The organism is Parabacteroides sp. AT13 (genome assembly GCF_002272965.1).
In the GTDB taxonomy this organism is placed as follows: domain Bacteria; phylum Bacteroidota; class Bacteroidia; order Bacteroidales; family Tannerellaceae; genus Parabacteroides; species Parabacteroides distasonis.
This window is the reverse complement of the sequence record NZ_NQMH01000001.1, coordinates 1,292,700-1,311,960: the sequence shown is the minus strand read 5'-3', so window position 1 is coordinate 1,311,960 and position 19,261 is coordinate 1,292,700. Positions and strand designations below refer to the sequence as shown.

Sequence of the window (19,261 nt, the reverse complement as noted above, 5' to 3'; positions counted from 1 at the left end):
TAGAAAAATTGTTTTAATGAAGAAATATGTTATATTTTTGTATCGGAAATAAAAACAAATAGTATTCATTTAAAAATAGGAACAAGTATGGAACCGATTATTAATTCTCAACTTCCGGAGTTTAAAGTACAAGCTTTTCAAAATGGTAATTTCAAGACTGTAACCAACGAGGACGTTTTGGGTAAGTGGGCTATCTTTTTCTTCTACCCGGCCGATTTTACATTTGTTTGTCCAACAGAGTTGGTCGATATGGCTGAGAAGTATGAGCAGTTTAAATCAATGGGAGTAGAAATTTACTCTGTAAGTACAGACTCTCATTTTGTACATAAAGCTTGGCATGACGCTTCCGAGACTATCCGTAAGATCCAATATCCGATGTTGGCGGATCCCACTGGAGCACTGAGTCGTGCGTTTGGTGTGATGATTGAGGAAGAGGGTATGGCATACCGTGGCACTTTCTTGGTAAATCCGGAAGGAAAGATCAAAGTGGCCGAGATTCATGATAACAATATCGGTCGTGACGCTTCCGAGTTACTTCGTAAAGTTGAAGCCGCTCAGTTTGTCGCTTCACATGATGGTGAGGTTTGTCCCGCTAAATGGAAGAAAGGGGAGGCTACCTTGAAACCTAGCATTGACTTGGTAGGGAAAATCTAAATAATTAAGAGTATAGATCGTGTTAGAATCAACATTAAAAGAACAATTAAAAGGTATATTCGCAGGGTTAAATGCGAATTATACCTTTGATATATCGATCTCTCCTGCGCATGAAAGTAGACAAGAGTTGTTGGATTTATTAGGTGATGTTGCCTCTTGTTCGGATAAAATATCTATGCGAGTATCTGATGGGGATGGATTGGAATTCATTTTATTAAAGGATGGAGCGAAAACGGGGATTAAGTTTCGTGGAGTACCTAATGGACACGAGTTTACTTCCTTGCTGTTGGCGATCTTGAATTCAGATGGGAAAGGCAAGAATTTTCCGGACGAGAGTATTTGTAATCGTGTTAAAGCCTTGAATGGCTCGATACATCTGACGACCTATGTCTCTTTGACTTGTACGAATTGCCCGGATGTGGTACAGGCATTAAACGCTATGACGACTTTAAATCCTCAGATCCATCATGAGATGGTAGATGGGGCTATCAATCAGGCGGAAGTTGATGCCTTGAAGATACAAGGCGTCCCCTCTGTCTTTGCGGATGGAAAACTGATCCATGTAGGACGTGGGGAATTCGGTGAATTGTTATCGAAGCTGGAAGCTCAGTATGGAATCAATGAGAGCCTGACGGAGAAGACGGTAAAACGATATGACGTGGTTGTGGTCGGTGGGGGTCCGGCTGGTGCTTCTGCCGCTATTTATTCCGCACGAAAGGGGCTGAGTGTCGCTGTCGTGGCGGAGCGTATCGGCGGGCAGGTGAAGGAGACGGTAGGAATTGAGAATCTGATTTCAGTTCCGGAGACAACAGGTACCCAGTTGGCTGACAATCTGCGCTTGCATATGCGGCAATATCCGATTGACCTGCTGGAGCATCGTCGTATAGAGAAGGTAACGATAGAAGGAAACGAGAAGGTTTTATCTACGGCTGGAGGTGAGATATTCAAGGCTCCGGCGGTTATTGTCGCTACGGGCGCTAGCTGGCGTAAATTGAATGTACCGGGTGAGGCAGAGTATATAGGGCGTGGAGTGGCTTTTTGTCCTCATTGCGACGGTCCGTTTTATAAGGGAAAACATGTTGCCGTGGTTGGCGGTGGAAATTCCGGTATCGAGGCGGCTATTGATTTGGCGGGGATCTGTTCGAAAGTAACCGTTTTGGAGTTTATGGATGAGTTAAAAGCGGATCAAGTCTTGCAAGAGAAAGCGAAGAGTTTGCCGAATGTCGAGATCTTTGTTAGTTCACAAACAACCGAGGTGGTTGGAAATGGCGACAAGGTAACCGGTATCCGTACAAAGGATCGTAAGACAGGGGAAGAGCGTGTTATTCATTTAGACGGTATTTTTGTTCAAATCGGCTTAGCCGCTAATAGTGGTGTCTTTAAGGAGATTGTCGAAACAAATCGTCCCGGTGAGATCGTGATTGACGCACATTGCCGGACGAATGTCCCGGGTATTTATGCAGCGGGCGACGTTTCCACCGTACCCTTTAAGCAAATCATTATTTCTATGGGAGAAGGCGCCAAAGCGGCCCTTTCGGCCTTTGAAGATCGGGTACGTGGTGTACTCGGTTGATGAAATACCTACAAATAGGTAATTTTTGAACAGCGTATCTCTTTTATCGGTTATATTACTATATTTGCGATCGAGAGAAAAGAGATGGATAGATTAAGAAAATATCTGAGGATATTACTCCCTGCGCTGTTCATAGCCTATTTGGGATGTATTATTGCGTTTACCCACGTTCATATTGTCAACGGGGTAACAATCGTCCATTCTCACCCGTATCATAAAACGGACGATGGTCGTCCGGACCATGAACATGGCTACGCCGAGTTTCAGTTGCTTCATCAGTTATCTGTCTTGCAGATAACAGGTGCGGCTTTCGTCGCTATTCTGCTGGCGGCTTTTTATTCCTTTATCCGTAACTTATCTTTCGCTCCGGTCTATCCGGACTATATCGTTCCCTTCCGGGGAAGACGTACGCTTCGGGCTCCTCCCATATTCTGATATTGTGAGATTAATAACATTGTATTACTTATCAGAATAAATTAAAATGAATAAATTTTTCATCTTTATACTATGCCTGTGCTGTGCCCTAACGGTAGCTCAGGCCACGGGAGAGGACCGTCTAAACGACTCAGACGCAAATGTTTTCGGACATGTCTTGGATAAGAAAACAGGGGAACATCTTCCCTTTATCAACGTATTGTTAAAAGGTACCACGATCGGTACGACCACCGATAACTCGGGACATTATTTCCTGAAGAATCTGCCGGAAGGTAAATTTACGCTGGAATATAAAGCGCTCGGGTATAAGACTGTCTCTAAAGAAGTGAGCCTAAAGAAAGGAAAAACCTTAGAGATTAATGTAGAACTGGAAGAAGACCAGATCGCCTTGGATGGCGTGGTGGTATCTGCGAATCGTGCGGAAACTTCCCGCCGGTTGGCTCCCACATTAGTGAATGTATTGGATGCGAAGGTTTTTACTACGACCAATGCGGTGAATTTGGCACAGGGACTAAATTTCCAACCGGGTGTACGGGTGGAGACGAATTGCCAGAATTGCGGTTTCCAGCAAGTCCGGATCAATGGATTAGACGGACCTTATACCCAAATACTGATTGATTCACGTCCCATATTCAGTGCTTTATCCGGCGTATATGGGCTTGAGCAAATACCGGCGAATATGATCGAGCGGGTAGAGGTGATGCGAGGAGGGGGATCGGCACTGTTCGGCTCGTCCGCTATCGCCGGGACAATTAATATCATCACGAAGGAGCCCTTGAGAAATTCCGGGGAATTGTCGCATACATTAACCTCGATCGGTGGGACATCTGCTTTCGATAATAATACGACCCTAAATGCCTCTTTGGTATCGGAAAATGGGAAAGCGGGCTTATATCTTTTTGGCCAGAACCGTCATCGTTCGGGTTTTGATCAGGATGGAGATGGTTTTACGGAGTTGCCTAAATTGAAGAATCAAACGGTTGGTTTCCGTTCGTACCTGAAAACGAGTACTTATAGTAAATTGACATTCGAGTATCATCATATGAATGAATACCGCAGGGGAGGAAATCTGTTGGATCGTCCGCCTCATGAAGCGGATATCGCCGAACAGTTGGAGCATTCGATTGATGGAGGAGGTCTGAAATTCGATCTTTTCTCCAAGGATTACAAACATAAATGGAGTGTTTTCACTTCTGCCCAGAATACAGACCGGGATAGTTATTACGGGACGAACCAAGATCCGAACGCTTACGGCAAGACTACGGACCTGACGGTTATGGCCGGTACGCAATATGCTTATAGTTTTGATAAATTCTTATTTATGCCATCGGATTTGACTGCCGGTTTGGAGTATAGTTTCGATCATTTGAAAGACGAGATGATCGGGTATAATCGCTTTACGAATCAGAAGGTGCATATCGAGAGCGCATTTTTGCAGAATGAGTGGAAAAATAAGCGATGGAGCTTCTTGATTGGCGGTCGTTTGGATAAACATAATATGATGGATCATGTAATATTCAGCCCTCGTGCGAATATCCGTTTTAACCCGACGGAAGATATCAATATCCGGGCTAGTTATTCCAGTGGTTTCCGTGCCCCGCAAGCGTTCGATGAGGATATGCATATCTCGGCGGTCGGCGGAGAGGTCGCTATGATCCAGCGTGCGAAAGATTTATCCGAGGAGAAATCGCAAAGCTTGAGTGCTTCGGTCGATTTTTACCATCGTTTTAAGAATGGTATCCAGTTGAACTTCTTGGTGGAAGGTTTTTACACCAGCTTAAGTGATGTGTTTGTCTTGGAAGATATCGGGAAAGATGAGCAAGGCAATCTGATTAAGGAACGTCGTAACGGTTCCGGGGCGAAAGTGATGGGATTAACCTTGGAAGGAAAGTCGGTGTTAACTTCATGGCTATCTTTGCAAGCGGGCGCTACTTTCCAGCGAAGCCGTTATAAAGAGGCCGAGAAATGGAGCGATGACGAGAATGTGCCAGCCGAGACAAAGATGTTCCGTACGCCGGATATCTATGGTTATTTTACGGCTACTCTCACGCCTTTCAAACGTTTCACGGCTTCCCTGTCGGGAACCTATACGGGAAGTATGTTGGTGCAGCATTTGGCGGGATATATACCTTTGGATAAGGCGGTGGAGACTCCGGATTTCTTTGATATGAATATCAAGCTTGCGTATGAGTTCCCGCTTTACAAAGAGCTGAAACTAGAAGTAAATGGGGGCGTGCAGAATCTGTTCAACGCTTACCAATCCGACTTTGACCAAGGTAAGAACCGGGATTCCTCCTATATCTATGGCCCGGCTAGCCCGAGAAGTTATTTTGCCGGTGTAAAGATGAGCTTTTAATCATGTAATGCCCTTTGAAAAAACATGTACGTGTTTTTTTGAAGGCAAAATAAATAAAAAGACAGTGTTCCCAAGCGTATGATCGCCCTACGGAAACACTGTCTTTTTTATGGGATAAATCGGGATGTTTTATTTAACGAACGGAGCGGCTTGCAAATAGGCGGCGCTCTTCTCTACGCCCTCGAACTGGGTACGGCCTTTTTTGTCACCTTCCAGTTCCACGTAGTAGCCGAGGATACCGATCTCGTACGCTTTTTTGAATATATTCGGGAAATTCATCATACCGGAATCACCGATGATCCAACGATCCTTGATGTGCAATAACTTAAAACGATTCGGATAATTCTCCATCCATTCCACGGGATCTTGCTGCCCCATAACGGCCCAATATACATCCAACTCGAACATAACCTTATCCGGATCGGTATTTTTCAGGAATAACTCCTCGATATAAGTACCCTTAGGAGGTGCCCACGGATTCGGGTTCTGTTCCGGTTTCTCGCCGGCTTTCAATACCCGTTTGAACTCATTGCTGTGATTATGGTAGCCCCATAGGATTCCCGCTTTCTTCGTGATCTCTCCGGCACGGTTGAAGATCTCCGATACTACTTTGGCGTCATCCTCGTTTTCGATACGGGGTAAACTCGGTTGTACCATACAACTAACACCTAGCTCGGCATGGATATCGGTTGCCTTTTTCCAGAACTCGTCGAATTTGGGCATATTCTCTTTCGTGTACTCACGAAGAGAAGGGGTCAGGTGTGAGCTACTGATTCTCAAACCGGCATCATCCACCATTTTCTTATAATCCTTGGAGGCGATGAATGTCGTATTTTTAGGATTATAATCACCGAATTTACCAGTGTCTTCCCTATATCCGAAAATCTCCAGATCGGTATATCCCGCTTTTGCCAATCGGTTCAATCCGTTAGGCATATCTTGCAGTAACTCCTGTCCGAGCGAATAGGTTTGCAACCCCATCTTTTTCCCGGCGGTTGCCGAGGATATCGCATCCGTGGCGGGTATGGATCTGGTGGGATTTGAAGCCATTACTTTTTGGCTGGCTATGCCCCCTAAAGTAAGTAATGAAATGTTTCTCAAAAATGTTCTTCTGTCTGTCATGGTGATAAAGAATTAAAATTAAACATCTGTTTCTCGCAAATATAGTTAACCTTTTTGAAGTTTATTAAGAAAATGTCTCTCAAAAACTTGCGATTGGGTTTAAATAGATTTAAAATTTGACATAACTCAATTTTACGAACTTACTCCATACATCCAATTACCTGAATAAGGGGATTGTTTGGTATACCTCCGTGGATTTTTAATGTGATTTTACCCATTCTTAGGTATTGTGGGACGGTAGTCTCTGATCGTAACTTTGCAGCGTTTTAAATAACATAATTGATTAAATGATGATGAAGAAAATCAGAGGGCTTTTCCTCTCCTTTTTACTGTTGCTTATTTCCATCTCGGCTTTTTCTCAACATAAAACAATGATATCGGGTAAAGTCCTGTCCACGGAAAAAACAACCGTGGATTTCGCTACCGTTTATCTAAAAGGTACGAATTACGGCGGGACTACGAATGAGGAAGGTATCTATCATCTTCAAGCTCCCGCGGGAGAATATACATTAGTAGTATCGGCTATCGGATATAAGACGGTAGAGAAACCCGTGAAACTGATGCGTGGGGAACGGACAAAGATGAATGTGGTAATCAGCCCTCAAGCTACGGAGTTGGATGAGGTGGTTGTCGTTTCTAATGGCGTGACCCGGCTCAAGCGTTCTGCGTTCAATGCCGTGGCCCTCGATACGAAAGCCTTGCAAAATTCAACCCAGAACTTGAGTGAAGCCTTGGCTCAAGCGCCCGGAATGAAGATCCGGGAGTCCGGCGGTGTCGGCTCGGATATGCAACTGATGATGGATGGATTTACCGGCAAGCATATCAAGATCTTTATCGATGGGGTTCCGCAAGAAGGTGTCGGCAGTTCTTTCGGACTGAATAACATTCCGGTGAATTATGCCGAGCGTATAGAGGTCTATAAGGGTGTGGTACCGGTGGGTTTCGGAACAGACGCTATCGGAGGTGTTATCAATATCATCACCAAGAAGAACCGGAACAAATGGTTCTTGGATGCTTCTTATTCATACGGGTCTTTCAATACGCATAAATCTTATGTGAACTTCGGACAAACTTTCCGGAGCGGACTCACGTATGAGATCAACGTTTTCCAGAATTATTCGGATAATAATTACTATGTGGATACTCCGGTGAAGGACTTTACGACCGGAGCGATCAATAAGAAAAAGATCGAGCATGTGAAGCGTTTTCATGATACGTATCATAACGAGGCCGTTATCGGGAAAATAGGTTTCGTGGATAAGAAATGGGCGGATCGTTTGATGTTTGGGTTTACCTATTCACATATGTATAAAGATATACAGACGGGCGTACGCCAAGAAGTGGTGTTTGGCGGCAAATATCGGAAGGGATACTCGATCATGCCGTCGTTGGACTATCGCAAGCGTGATTTCTTCGTTAGGGGCTTGGATGTGGTATTGACGGCGAATTATAATAAGAACATGACGAACAATGTAGATACCTCTTCCTATGAATATAATTGGCGTGGCGAGATGCGTCCGCTCCGGATGCCCGGTGAGCAATCTTATCAGAACACCCGGTCGGATAATAATAACTGGAACGGAACCTTAACAGCTAACTACCGTATCGGTAAGGCGCATACGTTCACGTTCAATCACGTGATCAACGCGTTCCGGCGTTCGAATCAGTCTCTTTTGAACGAGGACTCGGAAGCGAACGCTATCCCGAAGGAAACCCGTAAAAATATCAGCGGTCTTTCGTATCGCTTGATGCCGACGGAACATTGGAACTTGTCTGTGTTCGGTAAATATTACAACCAGTTTATCGCGGGGCCTGTCGCTACTTCCTCGGCTCAAGATGACTATATACGTACGACCAATTCGGTAAGCGCGATGGGATATGGGGCCGCGGGAACTTACTTTATCTTGAAAAGCTTGCAAGCGAAATTGTCCTATGAGAAAGCCTATCGCCTGCCGACCAATGAGGAGATGTTTGGCGATGAGGACCTTGAGACCGGCGATATTTCCTTGAGACCGGAGAACAGCGATAACGTGAATCTGAATTTAAGCTACAACGAGACATTCGGTAAGCATTCCGTATATGTGGAAGGCGGATTGATCTACCGAAATACGAAAGATTATATCCAACGGAATATATCGGATTTGAGCGGCGGTAAATATGGCGCTACCTATGTGAATCATGGTCGTGTAGAGACCAAGGGTTACAATATCTCGGTTCGCTACGGTTTCGCTAACTGGGTAAGCGTAGGAGGAAACTTTACGCAGATGAATGTAAGGGATAACGTGAAGACGGTTACCAGCGGGACGAACCAAGAGAGCTTGACATATGGCGCACGTATGCCGAATCTTCCTTATCAGTTTGCCAACTCGGATGTGACCTTCTACTGGCGTAATTTGTGGAAGAAAGGCAATACGCTAAGTGTCACTTACGATAATTTATATATGCATAGTTTCCCGCTGTATTCGGAGGCAGTAGGCAGTGAATCCGAATTTGTGGTACCAACTCAATTCTCGCATAATCTGACACTCTCTTATGGTATACAGAACGGGCGTTACAATATCTCTTTCGAGTGCAGGAATCTCACGAACGAGAAATTATACGATAACTTCAGCTTGCAGAAGGCTGGCAGGGCTTTCTATGGTAAGGTGAGGGTTTATTTCGGTAATTAATTTAAAGTGTGACTATCTTTTATTTATCAATAATTAATTCAAAACATAATAGATTAAAACAACATGAAGAAGAATTATTTAATGACAGGTCTTGCCGTCGCGTTATTGGTTGGGGGAGTATTTACTTCTTGTAGTGACGACGATCCTGTAAACCCGGATAACGGAGGCAACGGGAATGGAAATGGCGGAGGATCGACCTCGGAGGCGGTTTCGAGCTATGTAGTCGCCGCTTCTGTCGGTGACGCAAATTACTTGTTGACAGCCGATACGCTGGGGGATGGCTCTATCTCCGCTAAAAACAACGGACTCACTACGGAAAGCGGTACGCAATGGATCTTCTATAAGGATAAATATTTGTATCGTTTGGTTTACAACCAAGGAAATGCTGGTGTTACTTCTTCATACGTACTGAATGCGGAAGGTAAGATTAAAGAGCGTGATAATACTTACGAGATCAAGCGATTTACTTCTTATGGTATCTATGGCGACTATATCATTACATCTTCTACCGGTGATCTGGGTGAGGAATATGCGGACGAGAATGGTTATCTGCCTAAAGGCTTCTTGCTCTCTTATCTGGATGTGGCCAAAGAGACGTTTACGACAAACACGAATACGATCTTGTCGGAGAATTATTTGGGAAATGGCGAGTTCGTTACGTTAGCGGGTATTCTCCAAGCGAACGGCCGGATCTATTCCGCGGCTATCCCGATGGGATTGAGTAAGTACGGCGTGAAAGCGGAGGGAGGTAAATATGTTAAATACCCGGAGCTGGTAAAGACAGAATCCGGAGGAAGCGGTAGTGGCGCTTACGAAAAAGGGGAATTGCAATGGACGCAATATCCGAACGAGGCTTGGGTCGCTATTTATGCGAACGAGAAATTCGAGAACCCGAAACTGATAAAGACGGATAAGATCAGTTATGCTTGCGGACGTAACCGTTCTCAATACTACCAGACCATTTGGACGGCAGACAACGGCGATGTGTATGTGTTCTCGCCCAGCTATGCCAAGACGATGACCGCGGAGGTACAGAAAACGACTTTGCCGGCCGGTGTAGTTCGTATTAAGGCTAACGCGGAGGAGTTTGATCCTGATTATTATTGTAATTTGGAGGCACAGACGGGTGGTAAGGCATTCTTGCGTTGTTGGCATATCACGGAAGATTATTTCTTGTTGTTGATGTATGATCGTCCGTTGACTGAATCCGGATTCGCCGCGAAAGAGTTGGCTATTTATAAAGGAGAGGATAAGAGTCTTACTTACGTGAAGGGGCTGCCTTCCACGGATGTTATTTCTGGATTTGGCAATACTCCGTTCTCGGAGGATGGTATCGCTTATATGGCGGTTACGACTACCGATGGGAGTCAACCGGCCGTGTATCGTATCGATCCGAAGACAGCTACCGCAACAAAAGGTCTTACCGTTGAGGCAGAGCAAATCAGTGGTGTAGGTAAATTGACTGCCGCTCAAGAATAATAAGCAAGTATGAGTCGGACTCACATTCTTTTAATATTCCTCCTGCTCCCACTAACCCTGCGGAGCCAGGAGGATATTTGTATAGGAAAGGAACTGGTTTTGTACTCTACCGTATTGCAAGAAGAACGGAGTTATTGGATACACTTGCCGGAGCATTATAATATGGATACGAAACAACGCTATCCGGTTGTTTACCTGCTAGATGGAGATTCTTTCTTTCATTCGCTGGTAGGCATAAGGAAAACGTTGGCATCCGGTAGAGGTAAATATCTACCTCCCTGTATTATTGTCGGGGTATTAAATTCGGATCGGACACGTGATTTTACGCCTACCGCTTCAGCCGCCGGACGGGATGGTAAAATCTCCATAGATGCGATTCCGCAAGGAGGGGGAAGTGAGGCTTTCAGTAAGTTTCTTACGGAAGAACTTCGCCCCGCTATCGATAGTGCCTATCGCACGAACGGCTGGAATATGCTTATCGGTCATTCGTATGCGGGGCTTTTCACCTTGAATACGTTTCTTCGTCATACGGAATTATTTGATACCTATCTAGCGGTCGACCCTAGTTTGTGGTGGGATCAGGGGCGGTTGGTCCGGGAGGCGGAGGCTTTGGTTGCAGGCAGGGATTTTAAAGGGAAAAGCCTGTATATCGGTGTCGCGTCTAAAAAAAGGACGGACCGGGTGGACATTCATCTTGACAAAGTGAGTTATCTTCTTTCGGAGGTTTTACCACAAGCGGAGAACCTGCGTTTCTTTAGTAAATCATTTCCCGACGAGAACCATGGAACGGTAGCGGTTCCGGGTATATATGACGGGATTAAACAATTATTCGGAAAATGAGAAAATTCTTTGCGAAAGTACATTTATGGCTATCGATACCTTTTGGCATTATTATTGCGATTGTCTGCCTGACCGGGGCGATTCTCGTCTTTGAGACAGAGATATTAGAATTAGGCTACCCTTCCCGTTATTTTGTAAAGGAAGTAAAAGGGGAACCTCTCTCGCCTGCCGCCTTGATAGAATCGGCGCGCCAACAATTACCCGATTCGGTTCGAATAAACGGTATTCGGGTATCGTCTGACCCGAGACGAACTTATCAACTGGTATTACCGGGGAAAAAGGCCGCAGGTTTTATTGATCCCTACACCGGGGAGGTGACCGGGATGGATGACGGACAAGGTTTTTTCCTGAAAATGATGCGTCTTCATCGTTGGTTACTTGATGAGTATAAACGGGATGGAAGTTTTTCTTGGGGAAAATCAATAGTTGGCTATGCGACTTTGGTCTTGGCGATTATTATTATAAGTGGAATCGTAATTTGGTATCCCCGTAATAAAAAAGTATTGAGAAACCGGTTGAAAGTAAAGACCAAGGCTGGTTGGTTCCGTTTCTTCTATGATTTACATGTCTCCGGGGGATTCTATGCGGCATTGCTCCTGCTTATCTTAGCGTTAACCGGATTAACATGGTCGTTTGGTTGGTATCGAAATGCCTTTTATAGTGTCTTCGGTATTAGTGCAAACCCGCCTCAAGCGCATCATGCTCCAGCTTCTTCCAATTACACACAATGGGCTGAGGTGTTATCGGCATTGAAAAGCCATTATCCGGACTTTAACTCAATCACGATCCAAGATGGCTCCGCTACGGTTTCTACGGCCCGTTATGGAAATACGAGAGGAAGCGACCGTTACTCCTTTGATCCTGCTACGGGTGAGATTACGGAAGTCCAATTATATAAAGATCTCCCAAAATCGGGGAAGATAAGAGGATGGATTTATTCTGTACACGTCGGCTCGTGGGGGGGAATGACTACCCGTATATTGACTTGCTTAGTTTCCTTGTTGGGGACGATCTTCGCGATAACCGGCTATTATTTTTGGATAAAGAAACAATTCAGGAAACTGAGATGAAAAGAAAGAGGTATGTTTGACCCACATACCTCTTCATAAATCTAAACCAATCAAGTTGAATACGCAAACGTTGTAATATTAAGGTTAAACAGTTATGTATGTAAAAGTGTGCGTCTATTCAATTCCTTCTTTCCTTATAGATGCCAACCACTGGTCGATCCGCCCTTCTGTTTGATCGTCTTCATTCATTTCATCCAAAGGAAGTCCGACGAACATACCGTTTATGCAGGCGGTGGAACTGTCAAATGAATATCCCGAAGCATCTACAGCGCCAATGAATTTGCAACCTGTATTTCGCAGGTCGGAATAGATCGTACCGATGGCGTCACAGAAAGTGTCGCTAAAAGAGGCTGAGTCTCCGCAACCGAATAATGCGACGGTTTTCTCACTTAAGTCCAGCTTTTTCAGTTTCCCTAGATAACTATCCCAATCATCTTGCAAATCTCCGGCGCCCCAAGTGGAACAGCCCAATAACAAGATTTCATAAGGCGCTACATCAGCGGGAGAAGCGTTAGATACGTCATGAATATCTTTGTCTTCCACACCCAGCTTCTCTGCGATACGTTTCGCGATCCCTTCCGTCGTTCCTGTAGACGAGCCGTAGAATATTCCTATAGTCTTCATTCCTATTTGTTTTTATAGTTTAATAACGAAAGCAAATATCCGATATCTTATTAGTCTCGGCAATACCTACAAATATGTATTTTGACGGTCGGGAATACCCACGAATGATCAGTGATGGTTGGGGGAAGAAAGCATTTTGTGAATTTGTCGATAATTTGAATTGTTTTTCATAAATTTGCTGCCGTATTGGTTCGCCTACTTTATTCAGGGTACGGCGATTAAAAGGGAATCAGGTGAGAAACCTGGACAGTCCCGCTGCTGTAAGCTCCAAAAAAGCTTTAGACATCAACTCATTGCCACTGTTTCCGGAAGGAACGGGAAGGAAGTTCTAAAGTGGAGTAAGTCAGAAGACCTGCCAATGCCGGATAACTGCCGCAATTTTACGCTACCGGGGTTTAGCGTATGATTCAAATATGGAATACAGAGAACATTGTTCTAAAGAGGTAATTTTGATAGGGTAAGTTATGCCGTAGTTCGTGGGGAACTATGGGTAATTTATTTTGTGTTAACCTGTTAAAGCCATGTCTTTTTATATCATTCAGTGTATTTGTTTTTTTGAGTTTTACATTAATATTATGCTTATGAGAAAGTTTTTATCTTTTTTCTTTGTAATGGCTTTTTACGTAGTTGGAGCCTATGCGCAAGTATTGGTCCAAGGTCAACCGCATCCTTCCGCAAGGAATATCTCAACAAAGCAGGAGTCTCAGTTAAGAGCTGATGCCAGTTTTACTTTCGATGACATCCAATATTGGGTTGGTAACGGTAGCAATAAAGCCGCTTTAGTGATTGAATGGCATGATGGGAATCGCCCGGATGCCATGGTTTGGGGATATCGCTGGGATGGCGAGGCAACCGGACATGATATGATCGTGGCGATTGCTCAAGCAGATCCTCGATTGGTATTGCTCACCCAATACACTGGCTGGATGGGATATACGATCGATGGAATCGGGTATGGTGAAAGTAGACTTAATATTTCTTATGATCTAGAGGGAGCGAAGTCTGAGCCTAAAAATGCGTTTAAATTTGAACCTCCTATCACAAATCCGCTGTTGGGGCAAACTTCTCATCCAGAGCATCCGGCAGAGGATGTTGCGGCCGCCATTCGGCAAGGGGTTCAAACAGGAGTTATTTATCACCCGATAAATGCGGAAAGATATGGATATCCATCTTATGACTATGACTATTGGAGTTGTAGCAATGGCATTCATTGGCAAGCCGGTTGGTATTATGGCTATTGGAGTTATTTTGTGAGAAGTAGCCAAACCTCTAATTTTAGCTATTCTGGTTTAGGTGCGACAAGCCGTGTATTGACGGATGGTTGTTGGGATGCGTGGAGCTGGAATGGAAATATGAATACATCAGAAGGAACTCAGCCCGGGGATGTCTTTGTCGCTGCGACAATACCCTCTGGAGGTGGAGGGGATGAACCCGAGATCCCGGTGATACACGTAACATCCATTTCTCTCAATAAGTCTTCTTTGCGTTTACAAGCAGGAGCAAACGCAACCCTTGTAGCTAGTATCTCTCCTGTAAACGCTGATAATAAGCAGGTTATTTGGAGTAGTTCCGATACAGGCATAGCAACCGTAGAAAATGGGGTCGTAACAGGTGTCAAGCCCGGTGTGGTGAAAATAACAGCCCAATCGGTAGATGGCGGATATACCGCTGTTTGCGAGGTAACGATAACGGAAGTTGTTATTCCGGAAATAGATTTCAATGGTCTTGATGCTGTTTTAACTTTTCCGAAAGTAGAGGAAGCCACCTCTTATGAAGTTCGTGTTTATAGAAATGAGGATAGTGGTCATAAAAGAATCGCTACTTATGTAATCGATGCCGAAGGTAATATAATCACAGAATTAAGAGCGGTGAGCTTACAAGGCTCTTCTGGGACAATTTTGGTTCCATTGAAAAATTTAGACATAGACGGTGTTTATACGATAGAGATACAGGTGCTGAATGGATTGGATATAATAGATACCTATACAGTAGAAAAAATATCGAATCCAGTAAGTAATGAATATTTATCCGCAAGTGGTAGTCGGGTAATTTATCAAAATGGGACATTGTCTTTGGAGCATTTGGATGGATATCATTTTTATTTAATGACAATGGAAGGAAAAATATTGAGAACCTTTATAGCTCGAGTTCCCCACGAACTTTATCCTATATCGCTTCCCCCCGGGAATTATCTGTTGACAGGAGAAAAGGATGGAGGCCGGAAGGTCTTTAAATTCCGTATTAATTAATAATTAAATTCATTTACATGAAAAGAACACTTTACTTAAGTATGGTTTGCTTACTATCGGCCTTTTCGGCTGTGGGGCAAACCGGTTTGCGGGGGCTGAATCCGATAGAGAAGCAGAAACTGCAATTGCCTGAACTTCCGGCTTCGCAAAGCCGAGTCACGCTACTACGTTCAAGTGAAAACGTAGATTATACACAGGGAGTCTTTATTTTGAACGAGGACTGGTTTGGTCATAACAACAGTACTATTAATTTTATGACTTCTTCTGGTGATTTTGCTTATAGGATTTTCCAGACAGCAAACCCTGGTAAAGAATTAGGTTGTACATCTCAGTTTGGTACTATTTTTGGAGATAATATGTTTATTACTTCTAAACAGCCAAAGGATGGTGGAGCCAGTATTGAAGGAGGTCGCCTGAATGTGGTGGATGCCAAGACAATGAAAGTGAAAGCTCAATTTACGGATATAGGCGGAGGCGATGGGCGTGCTTTTTTAGGCGTGAATGACTCTGTTGGCTATATTGGCGCTTCAAACGGTATTTTTTTGTTTGATATAAAGAACTTGACGGTTGGAGACCAATTGAAAGGTGCCTCAAATTCCGGGGGACTTTATAATGGTCAAGTAGGAATGATGGTCCGGACAAAAACATATGTGTTTGCGGTTCAGCAAAGTAAAGGCGTTTTAGTGATAGATCCTCTAAAACATGAGATTATCAAATTGATAGAAGGAAGTTTCAGCACTTTGACACAAAGTAAGGATGGCAGTGTTTGGGTAGGTGCTGGATCACGCCTGTTATGTATTGATCCGGAGACTTTGGAAGAAACTTATCTATCATTACCCGATGGCTTGACTATACCGGATTCATGGTATGCTTGGACTGCGGGTGTTCTTTGTGCAAGTGCGCAAGAAAATGCTATTTATTGGACAAAGGGAGGTGGTTTTAGCAGTGGTAATGAGATTTATCGTTATGAGATCGGTAATCCTTCTTCTATGGATAAACCGTTTTATACCATTCCGGAGAAGGGACGCGTATTGTATGTGGGTGCCGGTTTACGTGTAAGTCCAGATGACAAATTGTATATTTCCGCTTTTGAGAATTTTGGCTCTATAAACTATTGGCAATATGTTGTAGATGCTAAAACTGGCCGTCAATTAGGGTGTTATCCGCTAGAACCCAGCTATTGGTTCCCTGCCATGCATATCTTCCCTGATAATGAGGCTCCGGTTGTTAAAGATTTTACTTCGATAGAGGCTGGTATTAATGATGCGCCTATAACTGTATCTTTAAAAGATATGGCTACGGATAAAGACAATATAGCTGAAGCTATCTATAAATCCGTTAAATCAGTATCGAATGAGAGTCTGTTATCTGCATCTATTTTAGGTGATAATCTGACTCTAACATTGAAGCCGGATCAAACAGGAGAAGCTACCGTCTCCGTTAATTTCGATTCGAATGGAAAGATTGTCACAAAGGATTTGAAAGTGACGGTGAAAGGAAAAGCAGTTTATTTAGATAAGCATGAGTTATCTCTGAATGTGGGTGAAAAATCCACATTAAAGGTGACTGTTCCCGAAGGTGTTTCTGCCGTATGGACTTCTTCGAACAGCAATGTGGCGAGTGTGGTAAATGGAGAAATAACCGCTGTTGCTCAAGGTTCTGCCAAAATTATCGTGTCAGCAGGTAATGAGAAGGACACTTGTCTTGTAAATGTTTCTCTTTCAGTCCAAAGTTTGACTTTAGATGTCGAGAGTGATACGACCCGTGTACAGCGTGATGGTACACTCCAGTTAAAAGTTAAATTACATCCTGAAGGAGCGGTTCTACCTGAATTGCTTTGGAACTCCTCGAACACAAAGGTCGCTCATGTGAATAATAAGGGATTGGTTACGGCTTTTGCGGATGGACTAGCTGTTATTAAGGTTATGAGTGCAGATTCATCCAAAATGGATAGCTGTGTTATCAAGGTTCTAGCCAATATTCAATCCGTGAGTTTACCGAAATCAATATCCCTAAATACGAATTCGAATGGAAAGCAACATACTTATACATTGAAACCTACGTTTATACCTGCTAAGCCTACAAATACGGTTGTTAGTTGGAAATCTTCGAATGAGGATATTGTCACGGTTTCAGAGAAAGGCTTAATTACGGCTATTAAAGCAGGTGAAGCTACCATTACGGTGACTACGGAGGATGGATCGAAAACTGCGGAATGTAAAGTGAATTGTGTACAATGGCCGGATGCGGTTAAATTGGATTTGACATTTGTTTCTATGAAACCGGGTAACACGCAGCAATTGACGATAACGACAACACCAGATTCGATAGGTGCCGTACCAATGAAGTATGTTTCTGATACGCCGGATGTTGTTACGGTTGATAAGAATGGTGTATTGACCGCAAAAAAATATGGTGAGGCAATCATTACGGTGTCTCCGTTAAGTGGTGCGGATGTAAAAGCGACTTGTAAAGTTGCGGTTGAGATTCCTGTAACGAGCATCCAATTGGATAAAGATACGATTTGCCAGAAACCGAACACTTTCGCTCAATTGACCGCAACTATTAATCCGGGGGATGCTACATTCCAAGAACTGACATGGAAGTCTACCAGTATGAGCCCCGTGCGCGTGTCTAGCGATGGCAAGGTTTCTTTCGTTCGTCCGGGTAAATCAAATGTCGTCGTTACTTCAAAATACGGAGGAATAACCGATACTTGCGTAATAATCGTTGATTCAATCCATGTGGAATCTTTTGAATTAAAACAGCATGAGATGACAATCGATATCTCGAAGTCTGGTCGCTTAGAATGGATTTATGCGCCTGATGACGCATCTCAGACAATGCCCGATATAACGGCCGCTGATGAAGATATATTATATATTTATTATGATGGACGTATTCGTGGAGAAAAGGCGGGCTCTACTTGGGTCTATGCGAATATGGAAAATGGCAAGTTTGTCGATTCTTGTTTAGTCCATGTCGTATGTGATATAGATACTGTAACGTTGAATAAGAATCAAGCTACGATAGAACTAGGTCGTACGATAACGTTAACTCCGACAGTTAAAGTAAAACCAACCGTAGAGAATCCGGAAGAAGTGGATCAAACAGTTTATTGGAAAAGTGATAATAAGGAGATCGCTACCGTTGTGGACGGTGTAGTGACCGCTATTTCAGAAGGTTCTACTCGCATTTGGGTATATACGAATTACGGAGATATCCCTGCCTATTGTGATGTAACGGTAGTTCCGGTTACGGAGGCTCCTTCCTCTTCAGTTACAGGGGTTTCTTTAAATGCTTCTTCTTTGTCTTTAGATAAGGGCGAGACGGCTGTTTTAGCTGCGATTGTCACTCCTGCAAATGCGGAAAATAAATCCGTGTCATGGGGTAGCTCGGATATTTCTGTCGCTTCGGTAGCCGACGATGGTACGGTTACCGCCGGAATTGCCGGTGTCGCTACGATAACCGTAACAACAGATGACGGCGGTTATACGGCCACTTGCGAGGTAACGGTAACCGACCCGGATTTGGATAAACCTGTGGTTGAGGCCGCTGATTCCACGGCTACGCTGACCTTCCCGAAAGTACCGGATGCAACCTTCTATGAGGTGTCCGTATATAAATATGTGAATGAGGTTCCCGTATTGTTCAGCGTTTACACGATGGATGCGGATGGGAATATCATCACGGGCTTGCGAAGCGACTTGCGTTCGGGTACGCCGGATAGGATCGCTATATCCTTGCTGGATTTGGATGAAGATTCGGATTATATCGTGAAGATCACTGCCGTTAAAGAGAAAGACAGCAAGAAAGAGGTTGTCGGCACATTCTATAGTGAGCCTTTCTCTACCTCTTCCGGTACGGTCGGCAATGAGACGATAGGTGCGGGTGAGGCTCGTATCTATTATTACGCTGGCTACCTGCATTTGAATAATCTGGAAGGCTATCGTTGCTATATCGTAGGATTCAACGGTACGGTATTGGATGCTTTTGAGGTGACCGATTTGAATGAGAGCCGTTTGATGAGTTTTTCCAAAGGATCTTATATCATCACTGCCATCAATGGCAATGATCGGATAACGAGGAAGTTCGTAATCAAGTAATATCGAAACAAGGTGAAGGAGAGTCAAAAGGCTCTCCTTCCTATCGTTATAACAATGTGATATGAATGACATTTTAAATTAATT

Annotated in this window: 12 protein-coding genes and 1 riboswitch; of the genes, 10 read left to right on the top strand and 2 right to left on the bottom strand. The window is 43.9% G+C overall.

The window, feature by feature from the left end:
* Nucleotides 1–87: 87 nt before the first annotated feature.
* The 4 genes from ahpC to CI959_RS05790 all read left to right on the top strand — a co-directional run bounded on the left by ahpC (nucleotide 88) and on the right by CI959_RS05790 (nucleotide 5,018).
* Nucleotides 88–654 carry an alkyl hydroperoxide reductase subunit C gene (gene ahpC, locus CI959_RS05805; RefSeq protein ID WP_005867400.1) on the top strand — a complete coding sequence of 189 codons (567 nt, stop codon included), beginning with the start codon at nucleotides 88–90 and terminating at the stop codon, nucleotides 652–654.
* A gap of 19 nt (nucleotides 655–673) precedes the next feature.
* Nucleotides 674–2,227 carry an alkyl hydroperoxide reductase subunit F gene (ahpF, locus tag CI959_RS05800; RefSeq protein WP_005859705.1) on the top strand — a complete coding sequence of 518 codons (1,554 nt, stop codon included), beginning with the start codon at nucleotides 674–676 and terminating at the stop codon, nucleotides 2,225–2,227.
* A gap of 84 nt (nucleotides 2,228–2,311) precedes the next feature.
* Nucleotides 2,312–2,662, top strand: a complete 351-nt coding sequence (locus CI959_RS05795; RefSeq protein ID WP_005867403.1) for a hypothetical protein — start codon at nucleotides 2,312–2,314, stop codon at nucleotides 2,660–2,662.
* Between the two features lie 46 nt (nucleotides 2,663–2,708).
* Entirely contained in the window at nucleotides 2,709–5,018 is a 2,310-nt protein-coding gene (locus CI959_RS05790) for a TonB-dependent receptor (protein ID WP_005859701.1), read from the top strand.
* Between the two features lie 129 nt (nucleotides 5,019–5,147).
* Here the strand turns inward: CI959_RS05790 and CI959_RS05785 are convergent, their stop codons facing one another.
* The gene (locus tag CI959_RS05785) at nucleotides 5,148–6,140 is read right to left on the bottom strand and encodes a sugar phosphate isomerase/epimerase (protein ID WP_005859698.1); all 993 of its coding nucleotides are present in this window, start codon (nucleotides 6,138–6,140) and stop codon (nucleotides 5,148–5,150) included.
* A gap of 287 nt (nucleotides 6,141–6,427) precedes the next feature.
* Here CI959_RS05785 and CI959_RS05780 point away from each other — a divergent pair, with 287 nt between their 5' ends.
* The 4 genes from CI959_RS05780 to CI959_RS05765 all read left to right on the top strand — a co-directional run bounded on the left by CI959_RS05780 (nucleotide 6,428) and on the right by CI959_RS05765 (nucleotide 12,198).
* Nucleotides 6,428–8,809 (top strand): TonB-dependent receptor, encoded by a 2,382-nt coding sequence (locus CI959_RS05780; protein WP_008777751.1) that lies wholly within the window; start codon nucleotides 6,428–6,430, stop codon nucleotides 8,807–8,809.
* A 63-nt stretch (nucleotides 8,810–8,872) separates the two neighbouring features.
* The gene (locus CI959_RS05775; protein ID WP_005859694.1) at nucleotides 8,873–10,288 is read left to right on the top strand and encodes a DUF4374 domain-containing protein; all 1,416 of its coding nucleotides are present in this window, start codon (nucleotides 8,873–8,875) and stop codon (nucleotides 10,286–10,288) included.
* A gap of 9 nt (nucleotides 10,289–10,297) precedes the next feature.
* Entirely contained in the window at nucleotides 10,298–11,128 is an 831-nt protein-coding gene (locus CI959_RS05770; protein ID WP_005859692.1) for an alpha/beta hydrolase, read from the top strand.
* On the top strand, nucleotides 11,125–12,198 hold the full coding sequence (locus CI959_RS05765) for a PepSY domain-containing protein (RefSeq protein ID WP_005859690.1): 1,074 nt from the start codon (nucleotides 11,125–11,127) through the stop codon (nucleotides 12,196–12,198). The genes CI959_RS05770 and CI959_RS05765 overlap by 4 nt, the downstream gene beginning before the upstream one ends.
* Nucleotides 12,199–12,312: 114 nt before the next feature.
* Here the strand turns inward: CI959_RS05765 and fldA are convergent, their stop codons facing one another.
* Nucleotides 12,313–12,822 (bottom strand): flavodoxin FldA, encoded by a 510-nt coding sequence (fldA, locus tag CI959_RS05760; protein WP_005859688.1) that lies wholly within the window; start codon nucleotides 12,820–12,822, stop codon nucleotides 12,313–12,315.
* A 170-nt stretch (nucleotides 12,823–12,992) separates the two neighbouring features.
* A riboswitch (cobalamin riboswitch) is annotated at nucleotides 12,993–13,197 on the top strand.
* 206 nt (nucleotides 13,198–13,403) lie between these two features.
* On the opposite strand from fldA, the gene CI959_RS05755 reads away from it, so the two are divergent.
* Both CI959_RS05755 and CI959_RS05750 read left to right on the top strand, forming a co-directional pair.
* Entirely contained in the window at nucleotides 13,404–15,071 is a 1,668-nt protein-coding gene (locus CI959_RS05755) for an Ig-like domain-containing protein (RefSeq protein ID WP_128577325.1), read from the top strand.
* 17 nt (nucleotides 15,072–15,088) lie between these two features.
* Complete coding sequence (locus CI959_RS05750; RefSeq protein ID WP_005859682.1) at nucleotides 15,089–19,177, top strand: DUF5074 domain-containing protein; 4,089 nt, start codon at nucleotides 15,089–15,091, stop codon at nucleotides 19,175–19,177.
* Nucleotides 19,178–19,261 lie beyond the last annotated feature (84 nt).